Source organism: Acinetobacter sp. ANC 3903, assembly GCF_002135315.1.
Taxonomy (GTDB): Bacteria; Pseudomonadota; Gammaproteobacteria; order Pseudomonadales; family Moraxellaceae; genus Acinetobacter.
This window is the reverse complement of sequence record NZ_NEGA01000001.1, coordinates 248,837-271,488: the sequence shown is the minus strand read 5'-3', so window position 1 is coordinate 271,488 and position 22,652 is coordinate 248,837. Positions and strand designations below refer to the sequence as shown.

Annotated in this window: 21 protein-coding genes; 16 read left to right on the top strand and 5 right to left on the bottom strand. The window is 43.2% G+C overall.

Going from position 1 to position 22,652, the window contains the following annotated elements; genetic code table 11:
* Positions 1-150 precede the first annotated feature (150 nt).
* The 6 genes from B9T29_RS01265 (at position 151) to B9T29_RS01240 (ending at position 8,660) form a co-directional block, all read left to right on the top strand.
* Positions 151-1,728 carry a TerC family protein gene (locus tag B9T29_RS01265; protein WP_086174173.1) on the top strand — a complete coding sequence of 526 codons (1,578 nt, stop codon included), beginning with the start codon at positions 151-153 and terminating at the stop codon, positions 1,726-1,728.
* Positions 1,729-1,825: 97 nt separating this feature from the next.
* The gene (locus B9T29_RS01260) at positions 1,826-2,293 is read left to right on the top strand and encodes a YchJ family protein (RefSeq protein WP_086174172.1); all 468 of its coding nucleotides are present in this window, start codon (positions 1,826-1,828) and stop codon (positions 2,291-2,293) included.
* A 60-nt stretch (positions 2,294-2,353) separates the two neighbouring features.
* A complete protein-coding gene (locus B9T29_RS01255; protein ID WP_086174171.1) occupies positions 2,354-2,998 on the top strand; it encodes a trimeric intracellular cation channel family protein in 645 nt (214 codons plus the stop codon).
* A gap of 133 nt (positions 2,999-3,131) precedes the next feature.
* Positions 3,132-4,451 (top strand): MFS transporter, encoded by a 1,320-nt coding sequence (locus tag B9T29_RS01250; RefSeq protein WP_086174170.1) that lies wholly within the window; start codon positions 3,132-3,134, stop codon positions 4,449-4,451.
* Positions 4,452-4,615: 164 nt separating this feature from the next.
* Positions 4,616-6,835 carry a DNA topoisomerase IV subunit A gene (parC, locus tag B9T29_RS01245; RefSeq protein WP_086174169.1) on the top strand — a complete coding sequence of 740 codons (2,220 nt, stop codon included), beginning with the start codon at positions 4,616-4,618 and terminating at the stop codon, positions 6,833-6,835.
* Positions 6,836-6,983: 148 nt separating this feature from the next.
* Positions 6,984-8,660 (top strand): AMP-binding protein, encoded by a 1,677-nt coding sequence (locus B9T29_RS01240; protein ID WP_086174168.1) that lies wholly within the window; start codon positions 6,984-6,986, stop codon positions 8,658-8,660.
* Positions 8,661-8,711: 51 nt separating this feature from the next.
* Here B9T29_RS01240 and B9T29_RS01235 read toward each other — a convergent pair whose 3' ends face one another.
* The gene (locus tag B9T29_RS01235; RefSeq protein ID WP_086174167.1) at positions 8,712-9,092 is read right to left on the bottom strand and encodes a hypothetical protein; all 381 of its coding nucleotides are present in this window, start codon (positions 9,090-9,092) and stop codon (positions 8,712-8,714) included.
* Between the two features lie 105 nt (positions 9,093-9,197).
* Here B9T29_RS01235 and B9T29_RS01230 point away from each other — a divergent pair, with 105 nt between their 5' ends.
* Positions 9,198-9,599: an MAPEG family protein gene (locus B9T29_RS01230; protein ID WP_086174166.1), complete on the top strand. Its 402-nt coding sequence runs from the start codon at positions 9,198-9,200 to the stop codon at positions 9,597-9,599.
* A gap of 124 nt (positions 9,600-9,723) precedes the next feature.
* A complete protein-coding gene (gene ppa / locus B9T29_RS01225; protein WP_086174165.1) occupies positions 9,724-10,254 on the top strand; it encodes an inorganic diphosphatase in 531 nt (176 codons plus the stop codon).
* Positions 10,255-10,349: 95 nt separating this feature from the next.
* Here ppa and B9T29_RS01220 read toward each other — a convergent pair whose 3' ends face one another.
* Entirely contained in the window at positions 10,350-11,684 is a 1,335-nt protein-coding gene (locus tag B9T29_RS01220; protein ID WP_086174164.1) for an OprD family outer membrane porin, read from the bottom strand.
* Positions 11,685-13,027: 1,343 nt separating this feature from the next.
* Here B9T29_RS01220 and B9T29_RS01215 point away from each other — a divergent pair.
* The gene (locus B9T29_RS01215) at positions 13,028-13,789 is read left to right on the top strand and encodes a TorF family putative porin (protein ID WP_086174163.1); all 762 of its coding nucleotides are present in this window, start codon (positions 13,028-13,030) and stop codon (positions 13,787-13,789) included.
* A 123-nt stretch (positions 13,790-13,912) separates the two neighbouring features.
* Here B9T29_RS01215 and B9T29_RS01210 read toward each other — a convergent pair whose 3' ends face one another.
* From B9T29_RS01210 to B9T29_RS01200, 3 genes are all read right to left on the bottom strand, one after another.
* On the bottom strand, positions 13,913-14,419 hold the full coding sequence (locus B9T29_RS01210) for a GNAT family N-acetyltransferase (protein ID WP_086174162.1): 507 nt from the start codon (positions 14,417-14,419) through the stop codon (positions 13,913-13,915).
* A 6-nt stretch (positions 14,420-14,425) separates the two neighbouring features.
* Positions 14,426-15,913, bottom strand: coding sequence for a YifB family Mg chelatase-like AAA ATPase (locus tag B9T29_RS01205; RefSeq protein WP_086174161.1), 1,488 nt, complete (start codon positions 15,911-15,913; stop codon positions 14,426-14,428).
* Between the two features lie 68 nt (positions 15,914-15,981).
* Positions 15,982-16,209 (bottom strand): accessory factor UbiK family protein, encoded by a 228-nt coding sequence (locus B9T29_RS01200; protein WP_086174193.1) that lies wholly within the window; start codon positions 16,207-16,209, stop codon positions 15,982-15,984.
* Between the two features lie 279 nt (positions 16,210-16,488).
* On the opposite strand from B9T29_RS01200, the gene glnK reads away from it, so the two are divergent.
* The 7 genes from glnK (at position 16,489) to B9T29_RS01165 (ending at position 22,652) form a co-directional block, all read left to right on the top strand.
* Complete coding sequence (gene glnK, locus B9T29_RS01195; RefSeq protein WP_086174160.1) at positions 16,489-16,827, top strand: P-II family nitrogen regulator; 339 nt, start codon at positions 16,489-16,491, stop codon at positions 16,825-16,827.
* 58 nt (positions 16,828-16,885) lie between these two features.
* On the top strand, positions 16,886-18,295 hold the full coding sequence (locus B9T29_RS01190; RefSeq protein WP_086174159.1) for an ammonium transporter: 1,410 nt from the start codon (positions 16,886-16,888) through the stop codon (positions 18,293-18,295).
* 138 nt (positions 18,296-18,433) lie between these two features.
* The gene (nrdR, locus tag B9T29_RS01185; RefSeq protein ID WP_086174158.1) at positions 18,434-18,892 is read left to right on the top strand and encodes a transcriptional regulator NrdR; all 459 of its coding nucleotides are present in this window, start codon (positions 18,434-18,436) and stop codon (positions 18,890-18,892) included.
* A 24-nt stretch (positions 18,893-18,916) separates the two neighbouring features.
* On the top strand, positions 18,917-20,017 hold the full coding sequence (gene ribD / locus B9T29_RS01180; RefSeq protein ID WP_086174157.1) for a bifunctional diaminohydroxyphosphoribosylaminopyrimidine deaminase/5-amino-6-(5-phosphoribosylamino)uracil reductase RibD: 1,101 nt from the start codon (positions 18,917-18,919) through the stop codon (positions 20,015-20,017).
* On the top strand, positions 20,014-21,306 hold the full coding sequence (locus B9T29_RS01175; RefSeq protein ID WP_086174156.1) for a DNA adenine methylase: 1,293 nt from the start codon (positions 20,014-20,016) through the stop codon (positions 21,304-21,306). Before ribD ends, B9T29_RS01175 begins: the two co-directional genes overlap by 4 nt.
* A 28-nt stretch (positions 21,307-21,334) precedes the next feature.
* A complete protein-coding gene (locus tag B9T29_RS01170) occupies positions 21,335-21,994 on the top strand; it encodes a riboflavin synthase (RefSeq protein WP_086174155.1) in 660 nt (219 codons plus the stop codon).
* Positions 21,995-22,106: 112 nt separating this feature from the next.
* The gene (locus B9T29_RS01165) at positions 22,107-22,652 is read left to right on the top strand and encodes a VTT domain-containing protein (RefSeq protein ID WP_086174154.1); all 546 of its coding nucleotides are present in this window, start codon (positions 22,107-22,109) and stop codon (positions 22,650-22,652) included.

Below are 22,652 nucleotides of genomic sequence, written 5' to 3'. Positions count from 1 at the left end.
ATGAATCAACATGGGTAGTGGTTGTCCTCGCTCTGAACACTTCAATGCTTCCGCAAAAAATATACAGAATGCTGTTCATCGCATATTCAGCGATTTTAATATGAACTTTCTAAAATCAGTCCATCATCATCCTGCACAGGAGAACATCCAATGATCTTTGAGTGGATGTCAGATCCATCAGCATGGATTGGCTTGGCAACTTTAGTGGTTTTAGAAATTGTGCTGGGTATCGACAACCTGGTTTTTATTGCGATTTTGGCGGAAAAACTGCCGCCAGAACAGCGCAATGCAGGCCGTATTGTCGGCTTAATCATGGCTTTATGTATGCGGTTGATTTTACTTGCATCCATTGCCTGGGTAGTCACCTTAACCCAACCATTGTTCCATGTTTTAGATCATCCTTTTTCCGGTCGTGACCTGATTCTGCTGTTTGGGGGGGTGTTCCTTTTATTTAAAGGCACCATGGAATTGCATGAGCGCATAGAAGGCGTTCAGCCGCAAAAAGAAGACAATCCTGTGCATGCCGCCTTCTGGATGGTGATTGTTCAGATTGTCGTGCTTGATGCAGTATTCTCTCTGGATAGCGTGATTACTGCAGTCGGCATGGTCAAAGACCTGTCGGTGATGATGATTGCAGTGGTGATTGCTGTCGGTATCATGCTGTGGGCATCGAAACCGCTGATGAATTTCGTCAACAAGCATCCGACCGTGGTGATTCTATGCCTCGGCTTTTTGATGATGATTGGTTTCTCCTTGATTGTAGAAGGGTTCGGTTTCCATATTCCTAAAGGCTATCTATACGCCGCAATTGGTTTCTCTGTGGTGGTGGAATTTATTAACCAAACCATGCGCCGTAATCAGGAAAAGATGGTCACCACTACCGACTTGCGTTACCGTACTGCTTCTGCCGTGATGCGCATGCTGGGTGGTAAGTCAGAATCGCAAAATAATGAAGCTGAAGATGTGCTGGCAACCCGTGCCTTTGCCGATGAAGTCTTTAATGAAGATAATGGTGTTTATCACAGCGTGATGGTGCAAGGGGTACTTGGACTGTCGGAGCGGCCAGTGAAATCGGTGATGACCCCGCGTCCTGAACTGGAATGGATTGATCTGGATGAAGATGATGCTTCCATTAAAGAACAGTTATTAAGCACCACCCATTCGCGCTTGATTGTGGCACATGGCGAACTGGACAATATTGCCGGTGTGGTGCTGACCCATAAAGTCATGAACGATTATATCGAAACCGGAAAGCTGAATTTTGAAGGTCATTTACGTGAACCGGTGATTGTGCATGAAAATGCCCAGGTGTTGATGGTGATGGAGCAGTTACGCCAGGCACCGTTACAAATAGCAATTGTATTGAATGAATATGGTTCAATTGAAGGGATTGCCACCCCGATTGATGTACTTGAAGCCATTGCCGGTGAATTCCCGGATGAAGACGAGTTTGAAACGGCTGCCGAAAGTCTGGAAGATGGGACTTTAATCCTGGAAGGTTCGACCGATATTCGTCATGTGTCCTTGCTTTTAGGTTGTGATTTGGTGGATGAATCTGAACAGTATTCGACCTTGTCCGGTTATATCCTGTTCCATCTGGGGCGTTTGCCGGAAAGTGGCGCCAAGCTTGAAGCAGACAACTATATCTTCGAGGTTGTCACCATGGAAGGCCATAAAATTGATAAAGTTCATATCATCCCGCTCAATCAAGATGCGGCTGAAGATTAATTTCATTCTGCACAGATGAGCTTTAAACAGCAAGATTGAATTAAAATAGCCCGCATCGTCGGGCTATTTTATTGCTCATTTAAATGGAAAAAAATTGATGTCAGAAACACAGTGTCCATGTGGTCGAGGCGATTACGCCAGCTGTTGCCAGCCACTCCATTTGGGGCAGGCCCAAGCGCAAAGCGCAGAACAGTTGATGCGTTCGCGTTATAGCGCTTTTGCCAAGCATGAAATTGACTACATTGTTAAAACCACCGCATTAGGCCAGCAACAGGCGCTGGATGTGGCTGCGATTGCCGACTGGAGTAAAGCCAACCAGTGGCTCAAGCTTGAAGTGGTCCAGGCTCAGGAAAAACTGGATAAACAGCATGCCCAGGTTGAATTTAAGGCCCATTATCATGATGGCAAACAGGTTCAGGTTCATCATGAAATTTCACATTTTGTGAAGCATGAAGGTGCATGGTATTTCCTTGATCCGACCACAAATATGCACATCACCATGAAACAGCCCTGTATTTGTGGTTCAGGGAAAAAATTTAAGCAATGTTGTACGCAATTTTTATAACTTTCATCTAGATTTGTCTTAGAATAGCGCGCATCGATAACCCTCACTGGAAGCAGGGCAATGTTGCTATTGGTCATTTATATTATTGCGATTACGGCTGAAGCTATGACAGGCGCACTGTCGGCAGGCCGGCGTAGTATGGATTGGTTTGGTGTAACGCTGATCGCCTGTGTGACTGCACTGGGTGGAGGCTCGGTTCGCGATGTGCTGCTGGGACATTATCCGCTGACTTGGGTCAAGCATCCCGAATATCTGGTGCTAACCTGTGTGGCTGCCTTTGTCACCATCCTGATTGCCAAATGGATGCGCCATTTACGTTCTATCTTCTTGATTCTTGATGCCTTGGGGCTAATTGGTTTTACCATCATTGGCTGTCAGATTGCCTTGCAAATGGGGCATGGTTTTGTGGTTTCCGCGGTCGCCGGGGTGTTAACCGGAGTATCCGGCGGTATTCTGCGCGATATTCTCTGTAACGACGTGCCTTTAGTCTTCCGCCGTGAACTGTATGCCAGTATTTCCTTTGTTTCCGTGATTTGTTATTGGATTTGTCAAGATATTGGCTTCTCGCTGGAAGTCACGGTTATTTCGACCTTAATCTTCGGTTTCTCTTTGCGCTGCATCGCGATCTATTTTGGTCTGGAAATGCCGAAATTTATCTATAAAGATGACGATGACCAGTCCGCATCTTCCAAAGATGCTTCATAAAATGACCGCAACAGGATGAATGACTGACGAAATAAGCGGTCATCATCTGTAAATTGGCGTATAAAAATCAATACAACTATAAATCCTGTTGGGAAAGCAGCATCTATTCTTTCACCAAATCAGAGCTCTTGTTATGGATTTAGTCTCACGCATACAACGCTTACCGATTGGTAAGTTTCACTATACCTTGCTATGGGTGATCGGTCTGGGCTGGATGTTTGATGCCATGGATACCGGATTGATTTCCTTTATTCTGGCCAAAATGGCCGAAGACTGGGCCATGACCCCGGATGATAAAAGCTGGGTGGTTTCCATCGGTTTTATCGGCATGGCAATTGGTGCGGTGTGTTCAGGCGGCCTTGCGGATCGTTGGGGACGTAAAACGGTCTTTGCCTCAACCCTGGTGATTTATAGTCTGGCCACTGCTGCTTGTGCTTTTGCGCCGAACCTGACCTGGTTATTGGTGTTCCGTTTCATTGTCGGACTTGGACTGGGTGGTCAGTTGCCTGTGGCTGTAACGCTGGTGAGTGAATATATTCCTGCCCATGTCCGCGGGCGCTTTATTGTGTTGCTGGAAAGCTTTTGGGGTTTGGGCTGGCTGGTTGCAGCACTGGTTTCGCGTTTTATTATTCCTGATTTTGGTTGGCATGCCGCTTTCCTGATTGGCGGGATTCCTGCGCTGTATGCAATCGTGATCTGGAAAATGGTCCCGGAATCGGTTCCGTACCTGATTAACCGTGGTCGACATAAAGAAGCACATGCTTTGGTCAAAAAGATTGAAGCACAATGTGGCGTGGAAGTGATTGAAATTTTTGAAGTTAAACCGGTGGCTGAAAAGCATGACATTAGCTTCTCTCAGCTCTGGTCCGGCATTTTTGCCCGTCGTACCCTGATGCTATGGCTGATCTGGTTTGGGATCGTATTTTCCTACTACGGTATTTTTACCTGGCTGCCAAGTTTGCTGGTCAAAGAAGGCTATACCATTGTGCAGTCTTTTGAATATGTGCTGGTGATGATTTTAGCGCAGCTTCCGGGTTATTTAGTAGCAGCTTGGCTCGTTGAAAAGTTAGGTCGTAAGGCTACGCTTGCAGGCTTTATTGGGATGTGTGCACTGTCTGCCTACTTCTTTGGTCAATCGGACAATGTGACCCAGATTGTGGTGTGGGGCTGTTTGATGTCCTTCTTTAATCTGGGTGCTTGGGGCGTGCTATATACCTATACCCCAGAACAGTATCCAGCCAATATTCGTGCCTTCGGTTCAGGTTGGGCCGGAGCGATTGGCCGTATTGGCGGTATTTTTGCACCCTTTGCAGTGACTCATATGATGGTGCTAGATCATGGTTTTAGCTATGTGTTTATGATGTTTACCGCAGTTTTAATTGCCGTGGCACTGATCATTCTGGTGCTGGGTGAAGAAACCAAAGGCAAAACCCTGGAGTCGATCGGTTTATAAAATTGCCGATTTTTTAGTTGATTGACCCTTATAAAATGGATATTTTTAGTCCATAAGACACAATTTGTCGCAGAGTGTGGGTTACTGCCCTTGTGTAGTCTGCACCTGCGACATAGCATAACAACGTAGATACAAAAACGAATTATTTAGGATTTCACGCTTTTATGACCAGCCTTGTGCATCATGCGACAGAAAATCGTTCCGTAGCCGAATTTACTGAACAAGCTTACCTTAACTATGCCATGTACGTGATTATGGATCGTGCATTGCCGCATATCAGTGACGGTTTAAAACCGGTACAGCGTCGTATTGTCTTCGCGATGAGTGAACTGGGCTTAAAGCATAGCGGCAAGCCAAAAAAATCTGCCCGTACCGTGGGTGATGTACTGGGTAAGTACCATCCGCATGGTGACTCTGCCTGTTATGAAGCCATGGTGCTGATGGCACAGCCATTCAGTTATCGTTATCCTTTTATTGAAGGTCAAGGTAACTGGGGTTCACCGGATGATCCGAAATCCTTCGCGGCGATGCGTTATACCGAAGCCAAGCTGTCGCAATACAGTGAAGTGCTGTTGTCTGAACTGGGGCAGGGTACCTGTGACTGGCAGGACAACTTTGATGGTTCCATGAAAGAGCCGGTGAATTTACCTGCACGCGTACCGAATATTTTATTGAACGGCACCACCGGGATTGCAGTCGGCATGGCCACCGATATTCCCCCGCATAACTTGCGCGAAGTGGTCAAAGGCACCATCGCCCTGATTCGTAATCCGAATCTGTCCGATGAAAAAGTGGCTGAGTATATTCCAGCGCCTGACTTGCCCACCAAAGCGGAAATTATTACTTCACCTGAAGAATTGCTCAAAATACAAACCACAGGTCGTGGCAGTTACCGTACCCGTGCGGTCTATAAAATAGAAAGAAATGAAATCGTGATTACCGACTTGCCGTATCAGGTGTCGGGTTCCAAAGTCATTACCCAGATTGCCGATCAGATGCAGGCAAAAAAATTGCCATTGGTCAGTGACCTGCGTGACGAATCGGATCATAAGAATCCAACCCGTCTGGTGATTGTGCTGCGTTCCAACCGCATTGATGCCGAAGCGGTGATGAGTCATCTATTTGCCACTACCGATCTGGAATCCAGCTATCGTGTCAACATGAACATGATTGGTGCTGATGGCCGTCCGCAAGTGAAATCGATTCGTCGTATCCTGCTGGAATGGATCGAGATTCGTAAAAATACCGTAACCCGCCGTCTGCAATATCATTTAAATAAAATTGAAAAACGCCTGCATATTCTTGTAGGTCTGATCATTGCCTATTTAAACATTGATGAAGTGATTCGTATTATTCGTGAAGAAGATCAGCCTAAACCGGTATTGATGTCTCACTTTAATATTGATGAAATTCAGGCCGAAGCCATTTTAGAACTCAAGTTACGTCATTTGGCTAAACTTGAAGAAATGGAAATGCGCCGTGAACAGGAAGAACTGGAAGCAAAAGCAGCCATTATTCGTGAACAACTGGCCAATCCTGAATCTTTAAAAGCATTGATCATCAATGAATTAAAAGAAGATGCGAAAAAGTTTGGCGACGACCGTCGTTCACCAATTGTAAAACGTGCTGAAGCACTTGCCATCAATGAACAGGACATGTTGCCGGCCGATCCGGTGACTGTGGTGTTGTCTGAAGCCGGCTGGATTCGCTCTGCCAAAGGCCATGAGGTCGATGCTGAAAATCTCAACTTCCGTGCCGGCGACCAATATTTAAGTCATGCCCAGGGTAAGTCTAATCAACGGGTCTATGTACTGGACGATACCGGTCGAAGTTATGCGCTGGCCATTAACAGTCTGCCCTCGGCGCGTGGTTTGGGTGAACCTTTAAGTTCCAAACTATCACCTGCCAGCGGCGTCGGGTTTATTCAAATCTTTATTGCTGAGGATGAAACGGAAGTTTTGGCCTTAAGTTCCAAAGGTTATGGTTTTAAAACCCAGGCGAAACAGCTGGATACCAATGCCAAAGCCGGTAAATCCTTCCTGACTGTGCCGGAAGATGCTAAAGCAATGCCACTGCAGGCAATAGAACAGGCGACCCATGTAGCCTTGCTTAGTTCAGCGGGACGTATGCTGGTGGTCGATTTGTCAGAATTACCAAGTCTGAATAAAGGTAAAGGTAATAAATTGATACAACTCGAAACAAAAGATCAAATTGTATCCATGACAATGCTTAATTTAGATGAAATAATTCAAGTAGTTGCTGGACAGCAACAATTAAAACTAAAAGGCGATGATCTTCAAAAATATATTGGTAAGCGAGGCAGTAAAGGTCAACTCTTACCACGAGGATATCAAAAAGCAAATAGACTGTTCATTCAAAGATAAAACTAGCATCCCGGATACGAAATAGGCTATATATGGTTTAATTCGTGCAAATGGATGCTTTGTTGAACACCATAAAAGGAAAAAACTAGGTTCAGCAAAGAAAAAAACAGTTTAAAAACTAAGGATTAAGATTGGAGTAATACGCATTATGGAAAAGATTTGGTTCGCTGAATACCAAAAGACAGGGATTCCGGAAACTGTAGAATTACCTGCTGAAAATACCTCATTAGTTGATGTATTTGAACGCAATTTTCAAAAATTTGGCTCACGTGATGCCTTTATTTTCATGGATAAAGTGCTCACTTTTAATGAGTTGGAAGAAGCAAGTCGTAAATTTGCAACATATTTACAAAGTTTAGGTTTGGAAAAAGGTACACGTGTGGCGGTGATGATGCCAAACGTCCTTCAATATCCTGTCGTGGCATTGGGTATCTTCCGTGCCGGTCTGATACTGGTTAACGTAAATCCGTTATATACCTCGCGTGAGCTTGAGCATCAGTTAAATGACTCAGGTTCGGAAGTACTTGTTATTGTTGAAAACTTTGCAACAGTTTATCAGGCTATTATTGGTAAAACTCCTGTGAAGCACGTTGTCGTGGCTTCTGTGGGGGATATGCTAGGTGCCTTAAAAGGTACACTGGTGAATTTTGTGTTACGTTCAGTACGTAAGCAAATCCCAGCTTGGAATATTCCAGGACATATCCGCTTTAACGCAGCAATGGCTAAAGTGAGCGCAAGTAACTATAAACGTCCTAATCTCACGCTAAGTGATACAGCGGTACTTCAATATACCGGTGGTACCACAGGTGTTTCTAAAGGTGCTGAACTGACCCATCGTAACCTGGTTGCGAACATGTTGCAGTGTGACGGTATTTTCCAAAGTAAATTTGGTGCTCAAGATGGGCAACCGGATGACCGCATTTTCTGTGCTTTACCGCTTTATCACATCTTTGCATTCATGGTCTGCGCGTTGTACGGCATGTATAAAGGTCAAGCCAACGTACTTATTCCAAACCCGCGTGACCTACCTGGGGTAATGAAAGAACTGCGTAAATACCAGCCATCATTCTTCCCGGCAGTGAATACCTTGTTTAATGCATTGGTAAACAATGAAGAATTTAAACAGCTTGATCATAGCAAACTGAAAATGGCTATGGGTGGTGGTATGGCAGTATTGCCTTCTACTGCTGAAGCATGGAAGAGAGTTACCGGTACCAATATCATTGAAGGTTACGGTCTATCTGAAACTTCACCTGTTGCAACAGCGAATCCACCGCAATCAACTGAATTCAGCGGTACCATTGGTATCCCATTGCCACTGACTGAAGTTGCTATTCTGGATGATGATGGCAATGAAGTTGCTCTGGGTGAGCAAGGCGAAATCTCGATTCGTGGTCCACAAGTCATGAAAGGCTACTGGAACCGTCCAGATGAAACTGAAAAAGTGATGACCCATGGTTTCTTCCGTACCGGTGATATCGGTGTAATGGATTCTCGTGGTTATATCAAGATTGTCGATCGTAAGAAAGACATGATCTTGGTGTCTGGCTTTAACGTTTATCCTTCAGAAATTGAAGAAGTGATTTCTAAGCATCCGAAAGTATTGGAAGTTGCTGCAATTGGTGTACCTGATGAAAAATCAGGTGAAGTGCCTAAACTGTTTGTTGTGAAAAAAGATCCATCACTGACAACTGAAGAAGTACTTGCTTTCGCTAAAGAAAACTTAACCGGTTATAAACGTCCTCGTTATGTTGAATTTATGGAAGAATTACCGAAGTCCAACGTAGGTAAAATCTTGCGTAAAGACTTGCGTAAAACTGCATAAATGCTGCAATAAAAAAAAGCGCCGTGATCGGCGCTTTTTTTTATTTGGGCCTTAATCTTTTAACAGCCATCGATCAATATAGGGACGTGCTATGCCAAAAATACCGACAAAGGTAAACATAGTGCCAAATTGACGGCTAAAGCCGGGTAAATACAAGCTACCATAGCTGAAATAGTTGTCGATGAGGCAATAGACCAAAATACCGAATAACCAAGACCATAAATGTTGTCGTTTAATGGCGACCATCCATAAAGCTACAATTAAAATAATCAGGGTACCCAGCATAGACCCGACATTCATATTGGCACAAATTGTAGCAACCAAGAATGCAACAATAGGCAATACGACTTTGAGTACACGATCCACTTTACGTTGATGTTGGCGCTGCTTTTCGAGTACATCAAACATTTTGTCTTGATCAGGATTGACCATCATGGATCCTTATTGCTGATTTATAAAAACACTATAATTTACAAAAAATATTGTGAAAACGCCATGCTATGATAGGCAGCATAAAATTTTAATGAGAAAAATGAGATGCAAAGCATTAGCGGAATAATCTATCTCATCTTAATTGCATGTTTATTGCCCTATGTTTTTACCACTATTGCAAAAAAAACAGCAGGTTTTAAAGCACGAGACAACCAGAATCCGCGCGAATTTTTGGCCAAAACCACAGGTTTGGCCGCACGTGCCCATGCGGTACAACAAAACAGTTTTGAAAGTTTACCTTTATTTATTGCCTCTATTTTAATGGCAGAATATATGGTGGTTTCTCAAAACATCATTATGACTTTTGGTGTGGCATATATTTTACTCCGTATTTTCTACGGAATCTGTTATTTAGCCAATTGGGCCACTTTGCGTTCCATTATCTGGATCTTGTCCTTGCTTTGCCCGATTTGCTTGTTGCTTCTGGTCATTAAATTAACCACCTGAGCTGCAAAATGTGGAAATACATATTTTCACTCAGCAGATGTATAATCGAAAAGTTATTTAATACGCAAAAACCGTTATAATCATTGCGGTTTTAAAAAGATTTAACTTGTTAAAGAGTGATGCTATGAGCTACAGCAATATCCCAGCGGGTAAAGATGCACCAAACGACATCTATGTAATTATTGAAATTCCTGCAAATGCAGCACCAATCAAATATGAAATCGACAAAGATTCTGATGCATTATTTGTAGACCGTTTCATGGGTACTGCAATGTTCTACCCAGCAAACTATGGTTATGTACCAAATACATTATCTCTTGATGGTGACCCATTAGACGTATTGGTTGTAACTCCACATCCGGTTGAACCAGGTTCAGTCATTCGTTGCCGTCCTGTGGGCAAATTGAACATGGAAGATGATGGTGGTATTGACGCGAAACTGGTTGCAGTTCCACACGAAAAATTGACACCGATCTACAAAGATGTTCAAGAGTACACTGATCTTCCTCCGTTGTTGATCAGCCAAATTGAACACTTCTTCCAGCACTACAAAGACTTAGAGCCAGGAAAATGGGTTAAGTTAAGTGGTTGGGAAGGTGCTGATGTTGCGAAACAAGAAGTACTTAGCTCAATCGAAGCTTACAAAAATGCATAATTGATTTTTTGTTTTTAGCTTTTATTTTTAAAATCTAAAAACAAAAAAAACCTGCACAATGTGCAGGTTTTTTTATCTCTTGAACTTACTGTGAATTAAAATAATTTCACAGGAATATCCAGGAAAATACGCCATTCATTGGTATCACCGATGTAATTACTTTGATAATCATTGCTTGCACGGTAGTAAGAATTACGTACGCGTAAGCTCGCATCTTTGGCAAAACCGCTTTGAACAGTATATTTCACCTGGTTAAAGAACTCGCGTTCTTGAGCATCGTCACTGATCATTGTTCCCTTATTATCAGTTGCTTTGATATCCCAACCGTAAACGAACGCTGATGTCCAGGTTAAACCAGGGATATTCATTGCACCAAAGTCGTAGGTATATTGAATTTGCGCTGATTTTTCGTCATTACCAATAAAGTCTGACAGATAAGAGTTTGGCATGTAAATGGTTTGATGACCGTCACCCACACCTCGACCTAAACCATAGTCATAACCAGTATTGTCTGAGTTTTGCTGGTAAGCCAACATGACATTATGCGGACCTTTGTTATAAGTACCAGACACTGCCCAAATTGAGTTTTGGTAATCACCATCAGCTGAACCAATAAATGAATATAAGTTGCTATTGGCGCTACGATCCCATTCAGTATGATAGCCGCTGAAGTCATAAGTGAATGAACTGTCATTTGCCAAGGCTTGTTTATAGTTCACATTTGCATAGTGACGTTCTAATTTATCTTTAATGTCTACACCATAGTATGCAGTATTTAAAGCATCATTCACTTTATATTTAGCACCCCAAACCACTGCACGGTCTAGTTTATTACCATCTGAATTGATCTGGTCTGAATACTGGTTTTTAGTGAATTTACCTGCGGTTAGTTCCAGGCCTTTAATTTCACGGCTTGTTACAAGGAAGCCGTCGAAATATTCAGGAACTAAGCGAGCTGTATTGCTGGCTAATACAGGCAAGTCCAAAACTTGAGTACCATAACGTACATCAGTATTGGATACACGTGCTTTTACATTGGCACCACCACGGGTCCAGTGATCATAAGTATCACCTGCACCTTTGGTGAGTTCACCGTTAATGTTTAAGCCTGTTTCACGTGGAATCATGCCATTACCGGCATTTTTATTTTCGCCTAATTTAAATGAAGCATCACCCACGACACCCACACCAAAACCTATCAAGCCTTTAGTGTAGCCGGAATCCAGCTTCACAATTGCTGTTTGAGCAAAAGAGCTGGTGTCATCTACACCATTTTTTTTGTCACGGCTTAAATAGCCTGTGTGGAACAATACAGAACCTTCTGCATCTTCAACAAAGCCTTTCGATTCGCTTTGCTCGCTAGCATATACAGTTGAAATTAAGGCAGCTTGAATTAAAACTGCTAAAGTAAGTTTTTTAGCTTTTTGCATTGGGAGAGAGCCTTATACAAAATGGGAGAAGAAATTGGCAGAATTGTATACGTAATGTATCGCAAAAAAAGCTTTTTTTAATACATTTTATTTAATTAAAGTTATAATATGTTTAAATGTAAATTATACCTTTTGGTTAATAAAATATTAAAAAATTATTATTCGTTTAAATTTTTTTACAAAACAATATGATATTTTAACTCTAAATAAATTCTGGGCTAATGCCGATGCCTCATTAAAAATTGATAGGGAGTTATGGTTTTGAAAAATGCTATTTTAGCGCCCTAAATTTTGATATCAGCCCTAAAACATGGCTTTTATCAACCAATGATATCAGCAGAAACACCTCTTTATAATGATTTTATTTTTAAAAAAGTAGCAAGATCAGCTGATTTTTCCCTGAAATAATAAGATTTTTGGGTTAAAAAACTGGGTTTATATGTCGATTTTTTTTGTTCCATAAACATGCTTTAAAAATTGACCAAAAATTATAGACAAAGTTTTAATTCTTATTGTTCGGTTTATCATTGAGTAAAATATTGATAATTCTATAGCCAGAATAAATTCTGCTAAGTCCACATAAGATTGTATTATTTTTTGCGCGCAATAAGTTCCTGATTTATATGAGTCGAAAATACGGTCTGATCATCAGCAAAAAAGTCCACATCAGTCTTCAGTGTATAAAATTCAGGCAGTGAGATAAAAATAATGATTTGTTTTTAGCTATCAGTTGGGCATAGGTACATAAAAGCTGATGTATTCTTGGGTTCGCAGCTATTGGCCAGTCTAGGTTAGGAGCTTTGAATAATCGTGTGCAGATCAAGATTAAGGTTTTAAATAGAACTTTGCAGGAGGTCATGCTCCCGACATCTACTGCGATGCGTGCTCAAAGCATGGCCAATATTGCTTGATTAAAGCGTGAGAAGGTAGCAGCTGATTTTGATAAAGATTTTTGAGCTGGTGGATTTGGGTTTTAAATAGCCGATTTTAGTCAGAGAAGGAGTGCGATGCATAAATAAGCGTACAGTGAATATTTTTTGTGCACTTTTTCTAGGCATTTTTAGCTCCACCCGAAAAACAGTCTCAAAATAAGGCAGGTTGTAAATAAATATTTAAGCTATATCAGCATGCAGACCATCTAAAAGAGAGAAAGCTGTCAATCTGGTGAAGCTCGAAAAATGACTAGGTCTTGCTTTTATTTTTAAATAATAAATTAATAAATATCAATATATTAATATATTGTTGGCGATTTACGGGCTAAAAATTACTGTGTTATTTTTTAAACTGGCATAGCAATTGCTGATATCTCTTGAATCCATAAAAATCTGTCGGGGATCTATAAAATGCTTAAAAAATTATTTGCTGTGACCACTTTAGCTACTATGTCAGGTGCTGTATTTGCTGCAGATGCACCTGCCTTACCTTTTGGCCTGTCTTTTAGTGGTAGTGCAGCCGTCACTACAGACTATCGTTTCCGTGGTCTGACTCAAACAGAAAATGATCCAGCCGTACAAGCAGGATTCACGCTAGCTCATGCTTCAGGGTTATATTTTGGCTTGTGGGGTTCCAATGTGAATTTTGGCAGCGGCACACCTAGCCTGGAACTGGATCCATCGCTTGGCTATGCCACTACCCTTGAAGCTTTCAGTAGCAAACCGACATTAGATGTTGGGGTGGTGTACTATAATTATCCAAGTGCCACTGATCTGAGCTGGGTTGAATTATACGGTAAATTAGGCTTCAAGAGTGTGATTGCGGAAGGTGACAGCATTTTAACCAATCTCAATTATACCAATGACTATGCGGGTGTAGATGCAGACAGCTGGAATGTGAATGTGGGTTATTCAGTTCCATTTGGTTCATCAGGTTTTGGTGGGGTTGCTGCTGTAGGCTATACCGTTGTAGATGAAGACAAATATACCTTTAATGGTGATGATAATTATGTAGATTGGAAAGTGGGGCTAAGCTATGGCTTTAAATCCATTCCAGGTGCCAGTGCTGAACTGGCAGCTGTAGGAACCAATATTGATACTGATGGTTTATCGGATGTTGCAGAACGTGCGGTGGATACCGGTGCGGTATTTACCCTAACCAAAACATTCTAATTGTAATTTCAAGGCATAAAAAAACCTCTAAAGCATGACTTTGGAGGTTTTTTTATGGAGCTAATTGGGGGCTTCTGACATTTTGTCCCTTGCGCTAAAAATAAAGCAATGCTTTATTTTTGCTCATGTAGCAGAAAATGCAGCATGATAGCTGACATAAGCTTGAGGTATATCTCCCTGAAAAGACAAAGCCTGAAAGTATTGAGCCGGAACATGCTCCAAGATGAGTTCAGGAACTGCCTTAAAACCAAATTGGGCATAGAAATCCGGATCACCTAAAACCACACAGCCTTTGGCTGCATGAGTTTTCAATTGGCTTAATCCGGATTGGATGAGTGCTGAACCTATCCCTTGCAATTGCCATTCTGGTAAAACAGCTACAGGCCCTAAACCATACCAGCCTTGCACACCTGAAGAAATTTGTACCGGTGAAATAGCGATATGTCCCACAATGTGCTGATTTAAAACAGCGACCAAAGAAATGCTCAGGGCATTGGCTTTGCGCAGGGCAGTGACAATGAATTGTTCGTTATGACTGGAGTATTGCTGCTTTTGAAATGCCTGTTCAATCACATGGCTAATTGCTGCATCATCAGCAGGATTTTCGCTACGAATCAGTAAATTATGCATCTTGGATTAGCCCTGTTGTGACCGATAAGACAAAGCTTCGGTTAAATGCTGGCTTTGAATCTCAGCATGCTGCGATAAATCGGCAATGCTTCGCGCGACACGTAATACCCGATGATAAGCCCGAGCAGACAAATTCAAGCGTTGCTGTGCCATTTCCATAATTTTCTGAGCCTGCGCATCGAGGCAGGCAAACTGTTCAAGCTGTTGAGGCGTTAAAGCATGGTTCAGGCATTGTTGTCGCTGGATCTGCTGTTCATAGGCTTGAATTACCCGTTCGCGAACCGTATGTGAATTTTCAACCGCTGATGTATCTTGTAATTCGTGTGCCTGTAAAGGCGGCACATCAATATGCAGGTCAATCCGGTCCAGTAGCGGACCTGAAATGCGATTTTGATAACGTTTAATCGCATCTGCGGAACATTGGCAGCGAATATCCTGATTAAAGGCATAACCACAAGGACAGGGATTCATCGCAGCAATCAGTTGAAAGTTGGCCGGAAAGGTAATCTGTCTTGATGCACGCGAAATCACAATTTCTTTAGATTCCAGTGGTTGCCTTAATACTTCCAGAACTTTACGATCAAATTCGGGCAGTTCATCTAAAAATAATACGCCCAAATGAGCCAGGGTAATTTCACCCGGTTTAGGATGTGAGCCACCTCCCACCAGGGCAATTGCGGAAGCGGTATGATGCGGTGCACGAAAAGGACGCTGCCCAAAGGGTTGTGAGTTATTGGCAACCGAATAAATGCTGGCAACTTCTAAATTTTCTTGCATATCCAAGGGTGGCAAAATACTGGCCAAGCGGGATGCCAGTAGGGTTTTCCCGGTGCCGGGCGGGCCTTTAAACAGCAGTGAATGTCCACCTGCTGCGGCAATCTCGAGCGCACGTCGCGGGCGCAATTGACCTTTGACATCGGCTAAATCAAATTTGTACTGATTGATTTGATTGCTGCTATGCGCTTGATATTGCTGAATCGGGTGCTGGCTAGATAAATGCTCACAGACATCTTTTAGATGATGGGCCGCAAATACTTCAAAATTGGGCAATTGCGAGGCATCTTGAGCATTTTGCTGCGGCAAGAAAAGATGATGTCCGGATTGTTGGCAGGCAATGGCGATACTTAAAATACCGGTGATGGGTCGAAGCTGACCATCCAGGGCGAGTTCACCAATAAATTCCAGATGATCTGTCACATTTTCAGGCAGTTGTCCCGAAGCGATTAAAATGCCCAAAGCAATGGGCAAATCCAGACGCGAACCATCTTTGGGCAAATCTGCAGGCGCTAAATTGATGGTGAGACGTTTGGTAGGAAACTGAAAACCACTATTGATAATGGCAGAACGGACCCGGTCTTTACTTTCACGAACTGCCGCTTCGGCAAGTCCGACAATGGTTAAAGAAGGCAAGCCCTGGCTGACATGCACTTCGACCTCTATCAGCGGGGCATGAAGTCCAAGCAGACCTCGAGTATAAATCTTGGCAAAAGACATTTATTATTGTTCCATTGTAGTGCGTTATTTTTAATCGTTTTTGGTCTTTTTATGCACTTAAAAGGTGCTTATTTATTGTTCTTTATTTTAATTTCTAAGGCTTCAACTTGTTTAAGCAGTTCATTTAATCGTAAATTGGCGGTATTGAGGGCAGTACGTTGTCGCTCGATTTCATCTCTAGACACCAAGTCCATCTTGCCGACTGCTTCATTCAGTAAGGCACGTAAATTATGTTCAACATCCTTTTTCGGTTGATCGAGTTGTTCCATGACGGCTTGTAATAGGGTTTCAATCATTGCAGTGTCCATATAGTGATGGAGAAGTGGTGCTAGTGTAGCATTGCTCAAACCTAGACCATAGCCCCACGCGACCGGATAGAACTTTATCCGATATGTAAAATCGTTAATTTTATAGTAAAAATGTCTACTTTTTGGAATTCAGACTACATCTAAAAGTATAAAATAGGTTATAAAGAAAACTCGTGTCAAAGTTTCTATTTCCCCCAACCTTAGAATTTTTGGCACGAAATTTGAACATAAAACCTTACTGGTGAAAGAAGCCGAAGGAAAACAAACATGAAGCTCGTAACTGCAATTGTAAAACCCTTTAAATTAGATGACGTGCGTGAAGCACTCTCTGACATTGGTGTTCAAGGGATCACCGTAACTGAAGTCAAAGGCTTTGGTCGTCAAAAAGGTCATACTGAACTTTACCGTGGTGCAGAATATGTTGTTGATTTCTTGCCTAAAGTAAAAATTGAAATCGCGATTAGCGATGAAATGGTTGATTCAGTAATCGAATCGATTACGCGTGTAGCAAGCACAGGTAAAATTGGTGACGGTAAAATTTTCGTTACTAATTTAGAACAAGTCATCCGTATCCGTACCGGTGAAACAGGTGCAGATGCTGTTTAATTTGGCATGAAGTTTGCTGAGTAGCTAATAACTCAAAAAACTAGGTTGGGGGATACGAATGAAAAAAATGCTCATTGCGCTGAGTTTATCTGGCGCACTTTTAGGTGGTTCTGTTGCATGGGCTGAAGAAGCCGTCACAGCAGCATCCACTCCTGCTGAAAATGTAGCAGTCGCTAATACTGCTGATACATCATTAACAACAAATTCTGAATTAGTTGCGGCACCTGCTCCAGCTGAACAAACAGCAGCACCTGCGAAAGAAGAACCAAAATTAGATACAGGTGATACATCATGGATTTTAGTGTCTACAGCACTGGTTTTATTGATGACCATTCCAGGACTCGCATTATTTTACGGCGGTATGGTTCGTAAGAAAAACGTACTTGGCACTATGGCACATAGCTTTGTTGCGGCAGCCATTGTCAGTATTACCTGGGTGGTGATTGGTTATACCCTGGCCTTCGGTAGTGGCAATGCTTTCATTGGTAATTTAGATAAAATCATGTTATCTGGAATTACGACCACTGCCTTAACCGGAACAATTCCAGAAATTCTGTTTGTTATTTTCCAAATGACATTTGCCATCATTACTGTAGCCATTATTACCGGTTCGATTGCAGAACGTATGAAATTTGGTGCCTTTGTTGCATTCATTACGATTTGGAGCGTGGTTGTTTATGCACCAATTACTCACTGGGTGTGGGGCGGCGGCTGGTTAGCGAATGATGGTGCGCTTGATTTTGCAGGCGGTACGGTGGTGCATATTAACTCGGGTGTGGCAGGTTTAGTCGCTGCATACATGCTGGGTAAACGTATGGGGTTGGGCCGTGAATCTATGGCTCCGCATAACCTGACTTTAACCGTGGTGGGTGCAAGCCTGGTATGGGTAGGCTGGTTCGGTTTCAATGGTGGTTCTGCATTGGGGGCAAATGGTTCAGCCGGTTATGCACTTATTGCTACACAAGTTGCTGCTGCCGCTGCTGCAATTGCCTGGTTGATTACTGAAAAATTGATTCGTGGTAAGGCCTCTGTATTGGGTGGTGCATCTGGCGCAGTTGCAGGTTTGGTGGTGATTACACCGGCAGCAGGTTTCGTGACTGTAGGTGGTGCATTGGCTATGGGTCTGATCGGCGGTGTGGTGTGCTTCTGGGGTATTACAGCGCTTAAACGTGCTCTGAAAGCGGATGATTCTTTGGATGCCTTTGGTCTGCATGGTGTAGGTGGTATTGTCGGTGCAATCCTGACTGCAGTATTTGCCAGTGAATTCATCATGGGCGATAAAGTGCCGACAGACATGATGCATCAATTATGGGTGCAACTTGAAGGTGTACTGGCAACTATCGCTTACTCTGCAGTATTGACCTTTATCATTCTGAAAGTGATTGATCTGGTGATTGGTATCCGTGTTGCGAGTGATGACGAACGTATGGGGCTTGACCTGAGTCAACATGGCGAACGTGTAGAATAATATAAAAACCTATAATCAATATATTGTGTAAAACAGCCCGTAAGGGCTGTTTTTTTTCCATATCTTGCGTAAGCCTCTACAAAGGGCAGAATTTTTGCTACACTCTAAATCCGATTTGATTTGTTCAATTAAACCGCTATGCATTGTCCATTTTGCAACGCTGCAGATAGTAAAGTGATCGATTCGCGTTTGGCTGCTGAAGGCTGTCAAATTCGTCGCCGTCGTGAATGTATCAGTTGTGGTGAACGTTTTACCACCTTTGAAACCTATGAAGTGGTAATGCCAAGAGTCATTAAATCCGATGGCAAAAGCGAACCTTTTGATGAGGCGAAAATGCGTCGTTCACTGATGCATGCTTTACAAAAACGCCCGGTGACCCAGGAACAGATTGAAACGGTACTCAGTGATATCCAGTTGCAGATTCGCCGTTTAGGTGAGCGCGATGTCAAATCTCGTACCATTGGTGAAATTGTTATGCAGGCTTTATTTGCCTTAGACCATGTCGCTTACGTCCGTTTTGCCTCGGTGTATCAAGACTTTCAGGATGTAGAAGCCTTCCGTCGTCAAATTGAACAAATGCAACAGCGCGAACACTAAGATTTATTTTCCAAGAGCAATTTAATGTCTGAGTTAAATCAAAACTCCCCACAAGATCAAGCATGGATGCAGCGTGCGATTGAATTAGCGCGACTCGGACAATATTCTACTAAACCCAATCCCAATGTCGGCTGTGTCATCGTTAAAGATGGGCAGCTGGTGGGTGAGGGTTTTCATCCTCAAGCCGGACAGCCGCATGCCGAAGTTTTTGCCATGCGCCAGGCAGCTGAACTAGCTCAAGGCGCAACGGCTTATGTCACTTTGGAACCCTGTGCGCATTATGGCCGTACACCGCCGTGTGCCAAAGGTCTGGTCGAAGCTGGAATTGCAAAAGTGATTGTGGCTTGCCCTGATCCCAATCCCTTGGTCGCAGGTAAGGGCGTACAAATTCTAAAAGATGCTGGCATTGAAGTTGCTGTCGGGATCTGTCAGGCAGAAGCCCATCAGCTCAACCACGGCTTCTTAAAAGCCATGGCTACGGGCATGCCTTATGTACGTTTAAAAGTGGCGTCCAGTCTGGATGGTCGTACTGCCATGGCATCCGGTGAATCGAAATGGATTACCGGAAGCGAGGCTCGTCAGGATGTACAGCACTGGCGCGCGATTTCAGGTGTCGTCATTACTGGAATTGAAACGGTACTTGCCGATGATTGTCAGCTGAATGTGCGTCAGCTGAATGGCGTAGAAGATATTAATAATATAGTTCAACCGAAACGTTTGGTGCTTGATCGCCACGGGCGTTTGCCACTGAATGCAAAAATACTGCAGCAAGCCCAAACGGTCATGGTCATGGGACCGTTTCGTCAGGAACTGGCCGATTTGGGCGTGCTACAATTTGCCGTACAGCCTTTAAAAGAATTGCTACAGACCTTATCTACCCAACATCAAATTTATGATGTGCTGGTGGAAGCCGGGGCAACATTATCCACGGCCTTTTTTCAGCAACAGCTGGTGGATGAAATGATCAGCTATGTTGCACCGACCTTTTTAGGTCAAACAGCACGTGCAATGTTTAATGCGGAATTTAGCCGTATGGCAGAGCAACTTCGATTTAAGCTCATGGACGTTACCCAATTGGGGAATGATGTGCGCTTAAGGTTAATCCCTTCTCAAGAGACAGTATGAATTCAGAGTCTTCGGTTTATCATAAACGTCGTCATTCAGCACGTACCACAGACGAATATCTTTTCAATCAGCTTGTTCCGTATTTAGGCAACAAACGGCGTTTACTGCATCTGATTTTGGAAGCACTTGAGAGTACCGGAACCTTAAATAGCCACAATGGTCGAGCCCCGATTTTTGCTGACTTTTTTGCCGGTTCAGGCGTGGTTTCACGTCTGGCACGGCAAAATGGTTATCGTGTGATAGCCAATGACTGGGAACCTTACAGCCATGCTTTAAACAGCGCCATTTTATCGTGTACAGAAGCCCCGGCTTTTAAAGAGTTGGGCGGCTATCAAAAAGCCATTGATTATCTGAACCGTTTGCCTGAAGTCAAAGGCTGGGTCACGCATAACCTGTGTCCGCGCAATGATGAAATTTATGATCCAACTCGCGATCGCCTGTTCTTCAAACGCCGTAACGGCATGCGTATTGATGCCATCCGTCAGCAAATTGCCACCTGGCAGGCACAAGGTGCCATTAATGATGTGGAAATGTCGGCATTACTGGCTCCCTTGCTGTATTCGGCCAGTTTTGTCAGCAATACCTCAGGGGTATTCAAAAGTTTCCACCATGGCTGGGGTGGTAAAACCCAAACCGCTTTGGAACGGATTGAATCATTGCTCTGGCTGACGCCAAGCCGTTTCTGTGAAATCGGTGACCCGAAAAAACCGGCTGCGGAAATGTGGTGTGTCGATGCCCAGCATCTGGCCAACCAGATGAGTCATTTCGAGGTCGATATTGCTTATCTGGATCCACCTTATAATCAGCATGCTTATAGCAGTAACTATCATGTGCTGAATGCCTTAACCTTGTGGGATCAGGTAGATTTACCAAGTCCGGATACCAAAGGCTTCAAGAGCGGGATTGACCGTGCTTGGCGTAAAGAACGCCCGAGTCAGTACAATTCTTCCAAGCATGCCAAAGAAGCCTATGAAAAATTATTGGCAACGATTAATGCACGTTATATTCTGACCAGTTATTCGACCGATGGTAATATTGAAGCGGGTGACTTGCTGCAGGCAAATCTGAAACGCGGCCGTGTAACCTTGTTGACGCAAGATGTGCCACGTTACCGGGTCAGCAAGCAGCGCCAGTCAGAACGGGCACGTGTACTCGAGTTTATTGTGATTACCGATACCCATGCCAAATCTGGCCCGCCGCTACGCCAACTCTTGGGTCAGCTGTATCATTTTGCTGAACTGGGCGGTGTCGATACCACCGGTGTAAGTACCCAATTGGCATTGTGGTAAAACAAATACAGCAAATAGAGAACAAGTTATGTTTACAGGCATTATTGAAAGTCTAGGTAAAGTGGAAAGTCTGCAAAGCGTGGGCGGTGATGTGCGTTTGCGTATTGGTACCAACCTCGACATGTCTGATGTTCATTTGGGCGATTCGATTGCCACCAATGGTATTTGCCTCACCGTGATTGAATGGGGAGAAAACTGGTACGCTGCCGATGTCTCACGGGAAAGTTTAAACCGTACTACACTGGGTAACTGGAAAGTCGGTCAGCGCGTGAATGTGGAAAAAGCCATGTTGCCAACCACCCGTTTTGGCGGTCATATTGTCAGCGGCCATGTCGATGCAGTTGGTGAAATTACGCTGGTACGTGAAGATGCCCGTTCCATTTATTATGAAGTGACTGCACCGGCTGAAATTGCCAAATATCTGGCAGAAAAGGGTTCGGTAACGGTGGATGGTATTAGCCTGACCATTAACCACCTGCGTGGCAATATCATCAGCCTGAATTTGATTCCGCATACCGCTGAACGGACCAATATTGGCACCTGGAAAACTGGTGCCAAAGTGAATCTGGAAGTGGATGTATTGGCGCGTTATATCGAGCGTTTAATGCTGGGTGACAAAGCTGCCGACACCAACGAACAGTCAAAAATAAGCATGGCTTTTCTGGCAGAAAATGGCTTCTTGAAGTAAAACATCCTAGAATAGAAAACAGTCTGATTGAGAAAACCAGGCTGTTTTTTTATTTTTAATTTTTATTTTTAATAAGTTATGAAAATAATGTGGTTAAAGTGAGTAGCTGAAGATGCTTGATTTTCTAATGCATATTGAACAATGGTTACCTACTTTACTGGATCAGTATGGCTTGTGGATTTATGCCATTTTATTTCTGATTATTTTTGCCGAGACGGGTTCGGTGTTTATGTTTTTCTTGCCGGGAGACAGTTTACTGATCGCCATTGGCGCCCTGTGTTCAACTGCAGCTGATGTCCATTTATCTTCTATGGGGGTGTTATTGTTTATTGCCTCAGTATTGGGTTATATCGTCAATTACTATACCGGGAAGATTTTGGGGTTTAAGTTTTTTCATGAGCACTCACGTTTTTTAAAACCTGAATATATCGTCAAGACCAATCGCTATTTTAGCAAACATGGCGGTAAAACCATTTTGATGGCACGTTTTGTTCCTTTTGTTCGTTCATTTGCGCCCTTCGCTGCCGGGGCAGGGCATATGAATGTGTTCAGCTTTATGTTTTATAATATCACCGGCGGACTGGTATGGATTGGCCTGTTATTGGGAATTGGCTATGGCGCAGGCAATATGCTCGGAATTGCAGTAGACTTATTTTAA